The 17,147-nt window shown below is 35.0% G+C and carries 18 protein-coding genes; 6 read left to right on the forward strand and 12 right to left on the reverse strand.

The window, feature by feature from the left end:
- Positions 1-47 precede the first annotated feature (47 nt).
- The 4 genes from AN959_RS10695 (at position 48) to AN959_RS10710 (ending at position 4,596) form a co-directional block, all read left to right on the forward strand.
- Positions 48-305 carry a hypothetical protein gene (locus AN959_RS10695; RefSeq protein ID WP_156316826.1) on the forward strand — a complete coding sequence of 86 codons (258 nt, stop codon included), beginning with the start codon at positions 48-50 and terminating at the stop codon, positions 303-305.
- Positions 306-392: 87 nt separating this feature from the next.
- Positions 393-1,166 (forward strand): gluconate 2-dehydrogenase subunit 3 family protein, encoded by a 774-nt coding sequence (locus AN959_RS10700; RefSeq protein ID WP_053591484.1) that lies wholly within the window; start codon positions 393-395, stop codon positions 1,164-1,166.
- 20 nt (positions 1,167-1,186) lie between these two features.
- On the forward strand, positions 1,187-2,902 hold the full coding sequence (locus AN959_RS10705) for a GMC family oxidoreductase (RefSeq protein ID WP_056830692.1): 1,716 nt from the start codon (positions 1,187-1,189) through the stop codon (positions 2,900-2,902).
- A gap of 281 nt (positions 2,903-3,183) precedes the next feature.
- Positions 3,184-4,596, forward strand: coding sequence for a deoxyribodipyrimidine photo-lyase (locus tag AN959_RS10710; protein ID WP_056830694.1), 1,413 nt, complete (start codon positions 3,184-3,186; stop codon positions 4,594-4,596).
- Between the two features lie 77 nt (positions 4,597-4,673).
- Here the strand turns inward: AN959_RS10710 and AN959_RS10715 are convergent, their stop codons facing one another.
- Positions 4,674-5,060 carry an SgcJ/EcaC family oxidoreductase gene (locus AN959_RS10715; protein ID WP_371256541.1) on the reverse strand — a complete coding sequence of 129 codons (387 nt, stop codon included), beginning with the start codon at positions 5,058-5,060 and terminating at the stop codon, positions 4,674-4,676.
- A gap of 98 nt (positions 5,061-5,158) precedes the next feature.
- Between AN959_RS10715 and AN959_RS10720 the strand changes: the two genes are divergently transcribed.
- Both AN959_RS10720 and AN959_RS10725 read left to right on the forward strand, forming a co-directional pair.
- Positions 5,159-5,530, forward strand: a complete 372-nt coding sequence (locus AN959_RS10720; protein WP_253278907.1) for a YkvA family protein — start codon at positions 5,159-5,161, stop codon at positions 5,528-5,530.
- A gap of 97 nt (positions 5,531-5,627) precedes the next feature.
- The gene (locus AN959_RS10725) at positions 5,628-6,809 is read left to right on the forward strand and encodes an aminotransferase class I/II-fold pyridoxal phosphate-dependent enzyme (RefSeq protein ID WP_056830698.1); all 1,182 of its coding nucleotides are present in this window, start codon (positions 5,628-5,630) and stop codon (positions 6,807-6,809) included.
- Positions 6,810-6,847: 38 nt separating this feature from the next.
- Here AN959_RS10725 and AN959_RS10730 read toward each other — a convergent pair whose 3' ends face one another.
- From AN959_RS10730 to AN959_RS10785, 11 genes are all read right to left on the reverse strand, one after another.
- The gene (locus tag AN959_RS10730; RefSeq protein ID WP_056830700.1) at positions 6,848-8,512 is read right to left on the reverse strand and encodes a diguanylate cyclase domain-containing protein; all 1,665 of its coding nucleotides are present in this window, start codon (positions 8,510-8,512) and stop codon (positions 6,848-6,850) included.
- Between the two features lie 274 nt (positions 8,513-8,786).
- A complete protein-coding gene (locus tag AN959_RS10735; RefSeq protein WP_056830703.1) occupies positions 8,787-10,181 on the reverse strand; it encodes an MATE family efflux transporter in 1,395 nt (464 codons plus the stop codon).
- A gap of 350 nt (positions 10,182-10,531) precedes the next feature.
- Complete coding sequence (locus AN959_RS10740) at positions 10,532-10,891, reverse strand: hypothetical protein (RefSeq protein ID WP_056830704.1); 360 nt, start codon at positions 10,889-10,891, stop codon at positions 10,532-10,534.
- A 125-nt stretch (positions 10,892-11,016) separates the two neighbouring features.
- Complete coding sequence (locus tag AN959_RS10745) at positions 11,017-11,487, reverse strand: glutathione peroxidase (protein WP_056830707.1); 471 nt, start codon at positions 11,485-11,487, stop codon at positions 11,017-11,019.
- A 21-nt stretch (positions 11,488-11,508) separates the two neighbouring features.
- The gene (locus AN959_RS10750) at positions 11,509-11,943 is read right to left on the reverse strand and encodes a MarR family winged helix-turn-helix transcriptional regulator (protein ID WP_053591474.1); all 435 of its coding nucleotides are present in this window, start codon (positions 11,941-11,943) and stop codon (positions 11,509-11,511) included.
- Between the two features lie 147 nt (positions 11,944-12,090).
- Positions 12,091-12,618, reverse strand: coding sequence for a GNAT family N-acetyltransferase (locus AN959_RS10755; RefSeq protein WP_056830709.1), 528 nt, complete (start codon positions 12,616-12,618; stop codon positions 12,091-12,093).
- Between the two features lie 2 nt (positions 12,619-12,620).
- The gene (locus AN959_RS10760; protein ID WP_056830711.1) at positions 12,621-13,496 is read right to left on the reverse strand and encodes a DMT family transporter; all 876 of its coding nucleotides are present in this window, start codon (positions 13,494-13,496) and stop codon (positions 12,621-12,623) included.
- 27 nt (positions 13,497-13,523) lie between these two features.
- The gene (locus tag AN959_RS10765; RefSeq protein WP_056830713.1) at positions 13,524-14,045 is read right to left on the reverse strand and encodes a hypothetical protein; all 522 of its coding nucleotides are present in this window, start codon (positions 14,043-14,045) and stop codon (positions 13,524-13,526) included.
- Between the two features lie 203 nt (positions 14,046-14,248).
- Complete coding sequence (locus AN959_RS10775; RefSeq protein WP_056830717.1) at positions 14,249-15,196, reverse strand: NAD-dependent epimerase/dehydratase family protein; 948 nt, start codon at positions 15,194-15,196, stop codon at positions 14,249-14,251.
- Between the two features lie 389 nt (positions 15,197-15,585).
- Complete coding sequence (locus AN959_RS10780; protein WP_056830720.1) at positions 15,586-16,311, reverse strand: IucA/IucC family C-terminal-domain containing protein; 726 nt, start codon at positions 16,309-16,311, stop codon at positions 15,586-15,588.
- On the reverse strand, positions 16,312-17,124 hold the full coding sequence (locus tag AN959_RS10785; RefSeq protein ID WP_053591469.1) for an ABC transporter ATP-binding protein: 813 nt from the start codon (positions 17,122-17,124) through the stop codon (positions 16,312-16,314).
- Between the last annotated feature and the right edge of the window lie 23 nt (positions 17,125-17,147).

Raw genomic sequence — 17,147 nt, forward strand, 5'->3', positions numbered from 1 at the left:
ATATATATCTATAAAATATATTCTTCGCAGGAGAAAGGAGATTGAATGTGACAAAATATAATGTAGAAGAACTAAAAATATTAAACCAAGTATTTTTCGCTTTATTTATCGTAGCAGACTTTGCACTATTTCTTTTCTTCCACAGTAGTACCTTTCCTTGGTTCTCTTTACTAGGTTTTGGTATTGGCTTAGCGATAATCGTGCTTTGCTGGACAGGGAAAAAACATACATACTTTATCTCTTCATTATTAGTATGTACAGTTATTTTTTCTTTAGTTTATAACTGGCACGCCATTGTTCACTAATATATTTATTAGTGTTTTTTTAATCAGTATTTATCTAGATAAAATTTTAAACTAAGTATTCTTTTAATTCATTTAGGAGGTTATATTATGTCAGAACAAGATAAAAAGGCTCCATTTTTAGATAAACGTTCATCAAGACGAACTTTCATCAAAAATTCTGGATTAACAGTCGGTGGGGTCGTTCTAGGTGGGGCAATTGGCTCACTGTTAGGAAAAGATTCAACTACTAAAACAACTGAAACTCATGTTCACTCCCAAGCAACTGCTGTCAATTATAATCAAGCGCTTATGTATTTCGACAAAGCACAATTCGATACGATTGAGGCTGCCGCTGAACAAATTTTCCCGAAAACCGAAACAGGACCAGGGGCAAAAGAATTACTTGTTGCCTACTTCATAGACCATCAACTTGCAGGAAATTGGGGACTAAATTCAAAGGAATATATGTCAGGTCCTTTTTATCCTGCAGAGGCAACTCCTCTATTTGGTCATCAAACACATTTAAACAGACAGCAAATCTTCAATCTAGGAATTGAAGCTTTAAATTCAGAAGCATCGAAAAAATATAATGCACGATTCTCAGAAATTAAAGACGAAGAACAAATTGCCATTCTTACCGCTTTTGAAGCAGGAGAGGTAACTTTGAATGGTGCTGTGACATCAAGCTTCTTTTTTGGATTATTAAAAAGTGCAACTATTGAAGGTGTTTATGCAGATCCACTATATGGCGGAAATAAAGATATGCAAGGTTGGAAAATGAAAAACTTCCCGGGCCATCAGATGAGCTATGCAGACATCATTGAAAAAGAAGAATTTGTGAAATTTGAACCTATGAGTTTGAATTCTCAACATAAACATTAATCGAAAGGGTGCTATAGATTATGGCTAAAAAATTACCGAAAACAGACATCGTTTTGGTTGGGGTAGGTTGGACAGGCGGTATAATTGCTTCTGAATTAACTAGAAAAGGTTATAAAGTAGTTGGTTTAGAACGCGGAAAAGAAAGAACTACTCAAGATTATTTAATGGTACATGATGAACTTAGATATCAACAAAGAAATGAAATGATGCAAGACCTTTCAAAAGAAACACTGACAGTACGTCATGACCGATCACAAAGAGCTTTACCTTACCGTCAGCACGGTTCCTTTTTAATCGGGGATGGCTTAGGAGGTTCTGGGGAGCACTGGAATGGTTTAACCTATAGATTTTTCCCTTATGATTTTGAAATTTATACAAAAACGGTAGAACGATACGGAAAGGATAAAATTCCAGCAGACATGCCTCTTCAGGACTGGGGAATTACTTATGACGAACTAGTACCGTACTTCGAAAAATTTGAAGATATGGCTGGTATTTCTGGGGAAGCTAATCCTCATCCAGATGTTCCAGAGGTTAAATATCCTACTGCTCCTTTAAAAGAAACACCTTCTATGAAAATGTTTAAAGAAGCATCCCAGAAATTAGGATATCATCCTTATATTGCTCCAGCAGCAACACTTTCTGAAAACTATACAAATCCAGACGGAATTTCACGTGGTGCTTGTCAATACTGTGGTTTCTGTGAACGCTTTGGATGTGAATATGGAGCAAAAGCATCTCCAGTAGTAACTGTTTTGCCTGTTGCAAAAGAAACAGGAAATTTCGAAGTAAGAACTCATTCTGTTGTTCGTAGAGTACTACATACTAATGGAAAAGCAACTGGTGTATTATATGTTGATACACGTACTGGAGAAGAATATATCCAAGAAGCGAATGTAGTTGTCGTATCTGCATATGCACTTAATAACATTAAAATACTATTAAACTCGCAACTCGGCCGCCCGTACAATCCTGAGACGGGTACTGGAGTAATCGGTAAAAACTATGCATACCAAATGACTTCTGCAGCATCCACAGGATTCTTCAAAGACAAAGAATTTAACCTATATGCTGGTACAGGTTCCCTTGCTGGAGTTTTGGACGATTTTAACGGGGATAATTTTGATCACACAGACTTGAATTTCATTCATGGTGGGAATATCGCACTTGGTCATTACGGAAAACGCCCAATTTCAAACAACGCTGTCCCTAAAGGAACACCAGGCTGGGGTAAAGAATATAAAGAGGAATCTATTTATTGGGCAAACAGAAGCTTAGGGGTAGGTTCACAAGGTTCCGTGATGCCGAATAAAGAAAACTATATTGATTTAGATCCGACATACAAAGATGCTTTCGGGGATCCTTTATTGCGCATGACGTTTAACTACAAAGAAAATGAAAGAAACCAACAAAAATATATAAGAGAAATTACTACTAAAATTTTGGAAGAAATGGGAGCAGATATCATTAATTCTCCTGGAGACCAAGGTGACTGGGACACGACAAAATACCAAACTACTCATAATACAGGTGGAGTTATCATGGGGGCAGATCCTGAAACAAGTGCATTAAATAGTTACCTTCAGATGTGGGACTGTGAAAACGTTTTTGTACCAGGTGCATCAGCTTTCCCACATAACTCTGGTATGAATCCTACAGGAACTGTTGGGGCTTTAGCATACCGTGCTGCAGAGGGAATTGAAAAGTATTTGAAAAACGCTGGACCTTTAGTTTAATAAGAAAGCGAAAGTGTCTCAGTCAGCCCATGTAAGCAAATGTCATTTAGGCTTCGAGGGGCTGCTGAGGTCTGAACAAAATTACTAAGTAGAAAACTTATACTTTCTAATCTAATCATTATAAAAACAATATCTATTTATAGAATTAGCCAACAACTTGAAAAGCTACTAGCTTCTTTCCAAAAGAAGCTAGTAGCTTTTTCAATATTGGGACAAAGTGTATATAATAACCGCTGGTGTACTAAAATTAGAAGAAAAAACGAAACGAAAGAGTGAGTGTTTTGTATACGAAAAAGATAATCGTTTGGTTTAGAAAAGATCTACGAATACATGACCACCCTGCCTTATGGGAAGCAACACAGCAAGGCACTGTAATTCCTGTCTTTATTTGGTCAAAGGAAGAAGAAAAAGAATATCAAGCGAGTGGTGCATCTTTATGGTGGCTTCATCACTCTCTCCTTTCATTTCAACAACGAGTTCCAATCATCATTAGAGTTGGCAACGCATTAGAAGTACTGCAAGATTTAATACAAGAGACTCATGCAGATGCTGTCTTTTTCAATGAACGGTATGAACCATCTATTGTGGAAAGAGATAGAACAATTATTATTAAGTTGAAGGCTCAAAATATAGACGCTCGTACCTATAATGCAAATCTACTCTATAATCCCGAGGAGATGTTCAATAAAAGTCAAAAGACATATAAAGTATTTACGACTTTTTGGAAGAGGAGCATGCAAATTAATGCACATCATCCAGTCCCTACTCCCCATGAATTTGAGGTTTATAAGAATCCAATAATAAGTGTGACAGTCGAGGAACTTCGATTACTTTCTTCTATAGAGCGAGTTGATCAATTAGGACTGTATTGGAAACCCGGTGAGCCGGGAGCAATTGAGATGTGGGAACATTTTATAAGCAACGATTTATATAAATATGAAAGAAAAAAAGACTTTCCATCTGCCAGTGCAACATCTACATTGTCTCCCTACTTGGCATCGGGTGATATGAGTGTTCGTTCTATTTTTTATGAAGCTAAAAAGGATGACTCCCCCATGCTTCAATCATTCATTCGGCAATTAGTATGGAGAGAATTCTCTTATCATCAGCTTATTCAATCCCCTTCATTTCCACTGAAACCATTACGGTCAAATTTTGAGCATTTTCCCTGGCAAAAAAATGAGGAGAACATGACAAGTTGGAAAAAAGGGCTAACAGGTTATCCACTAGTAGATGCAGGAATGCGAGAACTATCCGAAACAGGTTATATGCACAATCGCGTCCGTATGGTAGCTTCCTCTTTTCTTGTAAAGCATTTGCTGGTTGATTGGCGAATAGGGTACGAATGGTTTCAACAAAAACTTGTAGATTTTGATGTGGCAAATAACGCAATGGGCTGGCAATGGGTTACAGGCTCTGGAATTGATTCTGCTCCCTACTTTCGAATATTCAATCCGATTATTCAAAGCGAAAAGTTTGACCCTAATGGGGATTATATTAGGAAGTGGGTTCCGGAACTTGCTAAACTATCCTCTCCATACATTCATCGTCCGTGGGTTACTCCTCTGAATATTTTGGAAGAAAGTAACATTCAACTTGGTTCTACTTATCCACACCCTATCGTTGATCATTCTAGTGCACGAGAACGTGCATTACGTGCATACGATTTAATAAAGGGAATAAAAAAAACATGAGGTTCCATCTCATGTTTTTTTTAATATTCAATGTTTCCTCTAATTGCTTTGTCATTTAGTCAACTAGCTCAGGTCTTCTATGAAAAAGAGCGGGAGTATTTTGGAATAGTCTTATTTGCCATTTCTCTTCTTTTAAAACCTACTACTAATGTGTGGTGCGTATTTACTGAAGGGTTGATCGTTGATTGATAGGGGGGAATCATTCCGGCAATCGAACGTAATAGAGCTGTGTTTTTATTTAGAAAAGATACATCTTTCACTTTATAAACAAATGTTGCAGTACGATGACTCTCAAAAACTGGACGTAAATGTTCAAACATGCTTTCACGCCAAACCTCTAAACTTCCATCATAACCAATCATGACACCATCTAATGAAAATAAATTGGACATTTCTCTTGCGTCCGCAATATTCCATGCATTTATCAGCTTTTTATATAATTCTTCAATATCTGTTATTTCCATTTTTCCTATCTCCCTTAAAACGATCTGTTATATCTTAATTTTCTTCCTATCCATTAAAGCGTATACTTATTTATAAAATGAGTTTAGGTGATAGATACATGATTTCAAGATTAAAAGCGTATGCCAAGAAAATTAAACAAGAAATTTTTGTACTTGTGGAAGCATATAAACATCCTGAATTACCTTTATACATAAAGCTCTTATCACTTCTTATTGTTGCGTATGCATTTAGTCCGATTGATTTGATACCTGATTTCATTCCTGTACTCGGATATATAGATGATCTTATTCTAATCCCTTTAGCCATTTCTATTGTCATGAGATTAATACCAAACAACATTTTAAATGATTGTCGTAATTTAGCCGAAAAATCGGAAAAAGTGAAAAGGAATAATTGGTTTGCTGGAATTGTTATTATTTCATTGTGGATTAGTTGTATATATTTACTTTTTATTCTTTTCACAAAATAGTCATAACATCTAATATATTGCATGCATTATTTTTCACAATATTGATTTAATTTATGATAGAATAGGTTTTAAATTTGCTAGCGAGGAGTGCTTTTAATTGATTATCGAACCATCTAAAAAAATGTCTATTTTTGAACCTGCTATTTTCGGAGACTTAAAAGCAGCCGCCGCGCTTAAAAAAGCTGCAGGTTTTGAACTATATGATTTAAGTTTAGGTAGTCCTGACCTGCCACCAGATGAAAAAGCAAGAAAAGTATTATCAGAACAAAGTTATTCAGCCACTTCGTATGGTTATACACTAAATGGAACAAAACGTTTTTATGAAGCGGTTGCTGATTATTATAAACGACGTACGAATGTCATCCTTGATCCTCAAACAGAAATTGTACAAACAATGGGATCTCAAGAGGGGCTTGTCCACCTTCCTATCGCATTTTGTAACGAAGGAGATTATGTGTTAACAACCAATCCTGGCTATGTTGCGTATGATGCAGGGATTAAATTGGCCGGAGCAGTTCCATACTATATGAATCTATTAGAAGAAAATAATTTTTTACCTGATTTAGATGCAATTCCTGAGGAAGTAGCTTATAAAGCGAAATTAATGATTTTAAATTTACCAGGAAATCCTGTTCCAGCTATGCCAGATCCTGCATTTTTTGAAAAGGCTGTAGCATTTGCAAATAAATACAATGTTATTATTTTACACGATGCAGCGTATTCTGAATTTTATTTTTCTGGAGATTCTCCAAGCAGCTTCTTAGCGACACCGGGAGCGATGGAAGTAGGAATGGAAATCAACTCATTATCCAAAAGCTTTAGTCTTGCCGGTACGCGAGTTGCTTATATTGTCGGGAATGCAGAAATGATTACAATAATGAAACAGCTTAAATCAAATTTAGATTTTGGTATATTTGAACCCATCCAGGAAGCTGGAATTACTGCATTAAATAATGCAGAAGAGATAACAGATCGTTTGCGTACAGTTTTCACTGAACGTCATAATGTTTTATCACAAGGCTTAAAAGATATCGGGTGGACAGTGACACCTTCTAGTGGAGGAATGTTCGTATGGGCAAAATATCCGTACGAAATGGATGATAAAGAGTTTGCATTTGAAGCAATTAATCAAACAGGTGTAGTTATGGTTCCAGGTACCGTTTTTGGATCTGCAGGAGCTGGATACGTTCGTGTTGCACTAGTACAAGATGTCCAGATTCTGAAAAAAGCAGTAGACCAATTAAAGAAACTTAAGATTCAAGTCCCTTCTCCTATTTAATATTAAGTTATAAAAAAACGTTTCTAAGTTAACCTCACTTAGAAACGTTTTACTTTATATAGATTTTTTCCAGCTCTTTTAGCTTCGTACATAGCAAGATCTGCATTTCTTAACATAACGCTATCTGTAATATTATCCTGCGTGGATAAAGCTATACCCATACTTATCGTAATAGTTAGTTCTGCATGTTCAACATTCCATGTACCTTCCATTACTCGCTGTATTTTTTCCGCGGCTTTAATAGCTTCTTCCTCATTTTCTACAAATGGGAGCATTACAATAAATTCGTCTCCTCCTAGTCGAGCAGCTATATCATGAGATTCAATAGATTGGCTTAGTCTCTTACTAAATTCCTGAATGACAAGATCACCAATATCATGTCCCCATACATCGTTAATACACTTGAAGTTGTCTATATCTAGAAAAATAATAGTAATTCCTGTCTTTTTTCCTTTAAGTAGTTCTGAAAATCGGTCACTTAGAAATCGCCGATTTGGCAAACCAGTCAACGAGTCATGATAGGCAAAGTACTCAAGCTTCTTTTCATACTCCTTTTGTATGGATATATCTCTAGCAGTCATGACCATAAACTGAAATTGATGTTCATCACTATAGACGGGTGATCCACTAATTTCGGTCCAAATCCAACCTTTCTTTTCATGCTTTGCTCTTAGCTGTATTTGAAATGGTTTTGCATGACGAATGGATTGCTCGAACCTGTTTTCAAATAATTTAATGTCATTTGCATGAATATTAATAGATGGAATTTGATTGCTATTATTCTCGTAATCGTATCCAAATACTTCTCTACTAGATGGCGAAACATACAAATATTCTTTGTTATGATTCATCATTATAACGACGTCATGGACGTTTTCAGTGATAATTCGAAAAATCTGTTCACTTTCCACATATTTAGATACTAGTTTGTCCAATTCCCTCATATCTTTTACAATCACATATATACCACTTATTATATGATGAAGGTGAATGGGAATGAATTTTACTAAACAACCAATACATTCCCCAGTTTTGTCTACAAAGTTCAGACGATAATCTTTTAAATCTCCGTTAATCGATTCCGTAAAATATGTATTTGCGCTCTCCCGATCTTTTGGATCAACAAACTCGATAAAGTTTCTACCTATTAATTCCCCTATACTATACTTACTTAATTTTTCTGATGTTTTATTGCCACCTAATATATGACCATGCAGGTCCATTGTAAAAATGGCATCTGAATTTTTATAAAATAAAGAACGGTATTGAGATTCGGCTTTTACAAGGCGATTTTTCGTTACATCTCGGTCTGTTTCGGCTATTTTTTCATTTGTAATATCCTGTGTAATAGAAGTTATATGAGTAAAAGACCCATCCTCGTTAAATATAGGTGTTAGTGTAGACTTCCCGTTTCTAATCTCGCCATTTATATTTGTATATGTAGCTTCAAATGTTACAGGCTCCCCAGTTTTTAAAACTTTTGTATATTGTGCTTCTAATAAGGACGCCTTATCAAAATCGTGTACTTCTCGAAATGTCCTACCTATGGCTTTTTGGTCTAGTCGAATGGTTTCCATTGCTGCTTTATTAAAAAAAGCATAATAGAAATTAGTATCTTCTCCTACCTCCATAACAAATACCATTTCTTGTATCCCTTCCATCAAAACTTTTATGAAAGAAAGTTCCATTGATTTTTTGATCAAACTAATTCACCTCCAATTCAAGATACTTATATTCTAATTAAAACATATGATTGTTTAGATATCCTCTTATTTTTTTCTTGTTATTTATTGTCATTTAAAAGCGCTAATAGCTCCGTTTAATAGAAAAACCTCTTTTCTATTATTTTCAGAGTGGTATGGATAGGGGGGTCATAACATCATTACCGCGTGATATTTGCGAGAGAATAGACATTGCCCTATTAACACCTCATATGCTTCTGAAAAACCTTTTAAACAACTAGAAAAGACGAAGCAATTACAATGCTTCGCCTTCATTTGATATAGTATCTTTCCCTTTAGGATGAATAAGTGCAAACTTTTCCCATTTCCTACTCTTCCATCTAAAATACATAATAATTGCACGTGTCCATTCGTCAGCTGCAATTGCTAACCAAACACCTGGAAGCCCTAAGTCTAATACAAAAACTAAAAAGTAACCAAGTGGTAAACTCATCATTACCATAGACAAAGCACCCATGAGGACCGGAAAGCTTGCGTCCCCCGCTGCACGCAAAGAGTTTATGATGACGATATTCATAGTACGGCCAGTTTCTAGTACTAAACTTAGCAGTAATACAGATGCCCCAATTTTAATGATTTGCTCATTATCCGTAAACAGGCTCATGAACGGAACTCTGAATATCATTACAATCGAAACCATTACTAGTGTGAAAAGAAGCGCCCATTTCACACTAAACCAGACAGATTTATAAGCTTCGTCCTTTTCATTTGCCCCAACGAATCTACCGACAATAATTGCAGTTCCCATACCAATTGCAACAGCAAAAAGATACGTGAACATAGAAATATTGACCGCATATTGTCTAGCTGCTAATGATTCTGCGCCTAGGTAAGTAACGTAATATAAAAATACAATTTGACAGCCCTGATATAAAATTTGTTCAAATGCAGACGGAAGACCAATTTTTAATATTTTTTGAATATATTCTTTGGAGATCGTAAAGTAATATTGCACTTGAACACGATATTCCATGACTCGATATAGCAACCAGAAGAATACTAGCAATGCGATCAGCCGACTGACAACGGATGAGATTGCTGCTCCTTGGACACCTAGTTCTGGAAAACCAAACTTACCGAAAATAAGAGCATAGTTTCCAAATACATGGATAATATTCATACCTAATGAAACAAACATCGTCTGCTTTGTATAGCCATGTACACGGATAATTGCCGCCAATGCATTGATGACCGCTTGTAGAAAAATAGCTCCACCTACAATAGAAAGATACTGATGTGCATGAACTAACACATCTCCTGTTAAATTCATGGCAACCATCATGCTTTTGGAAAACAATACAAATCCGATACTAAGTAAAATCCCTACTCCTAAATTTAACGTTACTGCTAAGCCAGAAATTTTTGAAGCCTCTATATATCGCTTAGAGCCTAAATATTGTGAAACAACAATAGCTGCTCCGTTTCCTACTACTTCGAGCACTAAAATAGCGATGTGAATATATTGGTTTGCTGCTCCTACCCCTGAGACCGCATCATCAGAGAGAGCACTCAGCATGAAAGTATCCGCAATCCCCATGAGCATAAACAAAAACACTTCTAAAAAAATTGGCCAAGTTAAGTGAAATAAACTTAACTTTTCCCCTAAATCATTCTTCTTACTAAAAGCCACTAATATTCCTTCTTTTCAATTGTTTTTCAATAAGATGAATCTTATCACAAAAAGGTTATTCGTACTATCGAATTTATGTTAATTTTTTAAGATTAAACAACTAAAAAATATACAATGAAATAAAATAATGGTCATCACTTTAATAGGACGACCATTCAGACAGTAGACAAACTCAAACAATTTTGCGTTTATAAAGTTTAGGGAAAATAACCAAAGTATTGAACGAGAGCGATATGCTATTTACTTGTTAAAATACATATTAAATGGCAAAAGGTATCAAGAAGTCGCCATCTCAATACCTTTCGTCTATATTCTGAGTGGTCTTCCCTATACGAGGACGACCTACTATTTTATTTCTCAATACCTATATGTTTATGAATATACTCTTTCAGTGCTGGTGGAGATAATTCTATTTCGTTTATTAGAAGACTATCCTTTACATACGCTAGTTTATTTCTCTCTGTCGCATATGATTGGATATGTAAAATACTATCAATATGAAGAATTCCTTCATTTGTAATCCCTAGTTCCTCATCCTCGTTACTCATCCATCCCTCTTCAAGAAGTTCTGCTATTATTTTATCAAAGTCTGGAAGGCTGTCTGTTACAGTGTCTTTTAGTTCTTTCAAAGCTTCTTCTTTATTTTCTTCTATAAAGTTATAAACATAATAAGCCAATAATATTTGATCATTCGATGTAAGTTTCCCCATTTTTTCTCCTCCTCATAAACCCTTTCCATCATTATTCCTTTTTTCTGAGGTACTTAAACATCATTGTTCCTATCAAAAAATGACTTGAATCACTATAACAGATTCAAGTCATCCTCTTATAATTTTTATAAAACGTGTATGATATCTTTTTCAAATGATTCTGGGTTATCAGTTGGGGAATATCTTTCCACTAAATTGCCCTCTTTATCGACAAGAAATTTAGTAAAATTCCATTTAATACTGTTTGATAGGAATCCCTTACTGTTTGTGGTTAAGTATTTAAATAAAGGATGTGCTTCCTTTCCATTTACTTTTACAATTTCATGCATTGGAAATGTTACACCATAGGTCATCCGACAAGCTTGGGCAGCTTCTTCTGAATTGGTCACCTCTTGATGAAATTGATTGGATGGGAATCCAAGCACCACCAGGCCTTGATCTTTGTATTGATTGTATAGCTTTTCCAATCCATCAAACTGATTGCTAAGACCACATTTTGTGGCAGTATTAACGATTAGCATCGGCTTTCCTTTATAATCGTTTAACTCGTATTCGACACCATCTGAAGTTTTTACTTTAATATCATAAATACTCAACATTATCACTCCTGGAATTTTTTATTCTACCTGTGTCAAGAAATTATTTAAACCTTTCAAGTTAGACATGAGTGTTTGCGTGTTTATATCTAAGAAATTACAACTTATTATTTTGTCCATAATCGCCTTTTCTATCGGCTTCTTTTCTCTTTTCGCTTTTTCTGTCAAAGAAATAATAAATGCTCGCTTATCTTTATCACATTGTATCTTGTGTAACCATCCACTATCAATCATTCGATTTATAATAGGATTTAATGTCCCTATTCCAAGACCTAATCGATTACCGATATCCTTTGTTAGTAAATAATCTTCCTCCCATAGCGCCAACAACACTAGATACTGTGTAAACGTTAATTGAAAAGGCTCCAAAGTTCGAGCATATAATTTAGAAAAATTACTTGAAGCTTTGTACACCTCAAAGCATAATTGCTGATCTAGTTTTGAAGATTTAGCCATATAAACCACCTATACATAAATAATTATACATCGTACACGATATATTATTATTCTATAGAAAACCGTACAAAAAGTAAAATAAAAAGCATCTATCCTATTAAAAAAAGTGTATGTAGTTTTCACTTAGAAAACTTCCATACACTTCATTTAAGACTTATACTCCATCAGCCAACAATCTTTATATTCCCCTTCATGTAATTCTCGCTTAGGTAATAATTTTATCTTTTTAAAGCCGCACTTTTCATAGCAGTGAATCGCCCTTTTATTCCAAGTTTGCGGATCCATCACAATGATTTCTGCTTGTTTGTGTTCAATTAAATAGGAAACCATAGTACGAACCAATTTTTGTCCAATCCCTTTATTCCAATGCTTGTTTTCTCCTATGAATTGATCCATTCCATAGATATTCTCCTGTGTATACCCGTACTCTTCTTTTGTTTCATCATCTAATCGATAAAATTGAATATAACCCACTGCTTCCTCTTCCCACTCAACCATACAACCAACTTCATCTTCTGGATGAAAAAATACTTGTATAACCTTCTCTACATTAAATGGATTGTCCCTACCTTCGTAAAATTCAAGAACAACAGGATTGGAAAGCCACTCTGCTAATTTATGTCTATCTTCAAAATCTAATTCACGAACGATTAATCGACCTTTTTGAAATAGCATACTCATCCTCCTATGGAAGTTGTTTTTGGTTTAATTATAGTATAGATAATTCCTACGAAAATGAGGAGTATCCCAACGGTTTGTAATATGGATGGACGAAAATCTAATATAATAGTATCGAGTAAAATTGCAACGACCGGATCAACAAAAACCAAGGCCGATATGACGACAGTCGATAACTTTCGTAAACTATCAAAAAATAAATAATAGACAAAACCGGTATGTATCAATCCTGTTCCTAAAATATAGAACCAATTGGACCCACTTAAACTATGAAACACATCAAAATCCATAACGGGGAAAAGTATAAGAATACCAATGGCTGTTTGGAGAAACGTCATTGCATAAGCACTCAAATGATCAATTCCTTTTCCAAGTAGCATGGTCATTGCATAACATAAGGCCGATAAAAACGCCCAGACAAAACCTGAATCTAAAAAGTTTGTCCATGAACTAAAATCTTGTAGTCCAATAATCAATATGCTGCCAAGAAAACATACAATAATAGCTAATAAAGAGGCGATACTCATCTTTTCTTTTAAAATCAAACTTCCTAATATCAATACAAATATAGGAGCAAGATTATAAATAGAGATGGCAATCGTAATCGACATTTCTTCAAAGGCTTTAAATAAAAACACCCAGTTAAGCACTAGAAAGATTCCACAAGCGATTGTTTGTAAAACTTCTCTCTTTTTCCAAACCTCCACTTTGTGTTGCCCTGAAATGACCCAACATAATCCTAAAAAAATAGTCGCACAAATACAACGGACAAAAACCAATTCCACCGCTGGTATGCCTGTCTTTCCGGTGAAAAAACCGATAGAGCCAAATATGGCCATGGATAAAGTCATATTGAACATTGCTACTCCATTCATCTGATTAAACCATCCCTTCCCAAGATGTCACCCTCCAACAAACAATGCACATTGACTAATAGCTATAAAGAAAGCAACGTTTTGTATTGGTGAGTCATCTTCTATTTCTAAATAGATTGAAAACTGATCTCCTATTTCTGCCTTCCATCGAGCAATTTCTTTTTCGTTATGTGTAAAAAGAGACCAGTTCTCCATTTCTTTTTGAATTCGGATTTGTATGTTACCATCAGTAATCGTAAGATCTGGGATTAGTTCTTTCCATTTGTCGTAAGCTACTATATATGTCTTTTGTTGTAAATGGTCTATCGCTTCATAATAAACTCTACCTTTTTTGGAAACTTTTTTACAAGTAAAAACAAGTGTTTCATTCGCATCATAGACTTTATAGTATAAAAAATAACGATAGTCCATTGCTTTATCAAAGAATTTTTTTAGGCTATTTGAATAATACCGTTCAAATGAATGAGTAATTTTTCCGGTATCATCGTATACATGGATTCTCGTTGTTGTTTCAATTGAATTGGGATGTTTATATGTATATTTTTGCATATATTATTCTCCTTTTAAATGTCTCCCTATTTCTTTAACCTTATCATACTTAAAACCTGCTTTAGAACAAAATTCTAAAGCAGGTTTTGACGTTGATAATTTAGTATATCTTCTAACGATTTTTTGAATGGAATTAAAGGTTCCCATCCCGAATTTAATAACTCCATAGTCATTTGGCGATCCCCTCATATTCTAAGCACAATCTACTCATTTACTTCTTCCTCTTGTACATTTATAGCGGAAGCTTTGTGGAAATAATACGTCTCCTTTAATCCCTCTTCTATGCTATACATCGGATTCCACTTTAAGATGTCTAGTGCCTTTTGATTACAAAGACAACTATGTTTAATATCTCCTTCTCTAGGAGGTGTAAATTCTTTTGATACTTGGACTCCGTTTATGTCACTTATTAGAGAGAGTATTTCATTAATAGAAGTTCGTTGTGAGGTGCTAACCTGTATCGTTTCTTGGTCTCCACACTCTATACTGGCGATATTCGCATCCACAACATCCTTTACATAGACGAAGTCTCTAGTTTGTTTTCCATCCCCATGAACGCTAATTTTTCCACCCTTATTAATACGATCGAAAAAGACAGATACAACTCCGCCTTCCCCTTTTGACATTTGTCTAGGCCCATACACATTTGCAAATCTCAAAATTGTATAGTTTTGTCTATAAAGCTCATAAAAAAGCCTTATGTAGGACTCAGCAGTCAACTTGGATAAACCATAATAAGAAGACGGGTCAGTATCATCCTCTTCGTTTAAGAGTCCTTTATCTAAATTTCCATAAACTGCGGAAGTACTTGCGAAAATAAATTTTTTTACCCTTGTATTTTTGCAGGCTTCTAACATATTAATAGTTCCAATAATATTGACATCCGCATCATAACTAGGATTTTGTACAGATTTCCCTACATCCGATTGAGCAGCTAAATGAAAAATTGCATCTGGACGAATATTCGTAATTATATTTTTTGCGTCTTCGCTACAAATATCAACTACATGCATATGTGCTTTCGGATTTACTTGCTCAATTTGTCCTGAGCTTAAATTATCAAGAACGTGTACCTCCATTCCTTTCGAAATAAGTTTATCTACTAGGTGCGAACCGATGAAACCAGCACCCCCTGAAACGATTACTTTCATAACTAATCTCCTTCTGTTTTTCCATACTATATGCAGTACAAAAGATTGTTAATGGGACATGTGCCAACAAATATAGATTCCTAAAAAATAGAAGATTGATTAGCAAGGAAAATTGTCTCTAATAACGGAGTTTCATTAGAATATGAGAATACCGTAGAATGAGGAGGGTTTATAGAAACAATGGAATTAGGGTTCAGAAGAATATAGCTATCTTAGAAGATAATACGAAGTTTTATGCTTTCGAGGTGGGAATGATCTTGTAGAAGCGGTAGCGTAGCAAAGTAAGATATTTCAGATAAACGAATGACATGGTAACGCAGAAATTGTAGCCCCTTTATCTGAAGGTGGGTTTTTAAAGGAAAAAGAAAAAAACTAGACAATTTAGGTGTCTAGTTTTTTATATGCGGACATGTTGTGCAATACTTACCACTATTCGTTAAATGCGAGTAACAGCAAGTAATTCTTTTCCTACCTCTAATTCCTAACTCTTTTTTGTAATACCTTGCTAAAGGATTTTCACTATACTCACCAAAGAGCTTACTTGATGTAGGTGAAAGGATAAAATGAAAGTCTTCCTCTGCACGTTTTACAACATTTCGAGATATTTCTTCCTCTAGCAGAACAGTCTCATACAGCCAGAAAATATAAACCGCAATATTTTCCCACAAAACAAGCTTCGACACTTTTGCGACATTAGAGAGAATGTTTAGTATTGGTGATAAGTGTTCTTTAAAAAGGCTCTCTATACTGCTTTCCCGCCAATCCTCTCGATTCCCTTCGAGATTTTGCACATCTAGATGGTGAAAGTAGAAAAAAGGAAGCCAAAGTTCATCACTATCTTTCGTTTCTAATGAGACATTTTCAAATGAGATATTTAATCTTTTATTACAAGTGGTTATCGTATACAAATAAATAACAGACAAAAATGCATATCTTTTTATAAAAATAGACGCAGCAACCTTTATATTAGCAGCCCCAATGTGATGCTGTAAGGAAACTAAATAACTCTTTAAATAGGATTCATCCAAGAGTTTTGACGTTTCAATTGAAAGAGAAGAATCCAATTTTTCTGTAGTCAAACGTAATGTTCGGAGTTTATCGAGATTTAAATTCAATTAAAGTCCTACTTCCTCTAAAATGCATCTTCCCTTACCAAATGGAATACATAATGGCGTACCAAAAAGAGGATCTTTTGTAATCTGACAGTCCATACCAAACACATTTTTTACTAACGGACAGCTTATAATATGCTCTGGTTTACCTTGTGCATAAATTTTCTGATCCTTAATCGCAACTATATTATCCGCGTACCGGCATGCCAAATTTAAATCATGTAGCACCATTACGATTGTTCGTTTCTCTTTTTCATTTAATTCATAAAGTAAATCAAGAATCTCAATTTGATGTGTCATATCAAGATATGTAGTCGGCTCATCCAAAAGGATAATATCCGTATCTTGCGCTAAAGTCATAGCAATCCATGCTCTTTGGCGTTGCCCTCCAGATAAAGAATCTACCGGACGATCTTTTAAGTCTTCAATACCTGTTGCTTTTAAGGCATTTGTTACTTTTTCTTCGTCTTCCTCTGTCCATTGCTTTAACCAAGTTTGGTAAGGATATCTTCCTTGTTTTACTAATTGAAGCACAGTCAAACCTTCAGGGGCAATTGGAGATTGTGGTAGAATAGACATTTGCTTTGCAACATCCTTTGTGGACATTTTAGATATTGCGTCTCCTTCTAGCAATACTGCGCCGGTTTTCGGTTTTAACAATCGAGCAATTGAACGAAGAAGTGTTGATTTTCCACACCCGTTTCCACCAATGAAAACAGTAATTTCCCCCTTTGGTATTTGAAGATTTAAATCATTTATAATAATACTCTCCCCATACGATAGGGTTAAATTTTGTGTTTCAATCACTTGTTTCATTTCAATACACTCCTTTTTTCAAT

It is taken from the genome of Psychrobacillus sp. FJAT-21963, from assembly GCF_001420585.1.
Lineage (GTDB): Bacteria > Bacillota > Bacilli > Bacillales_A > Planococcaceae > Psychrobacillus.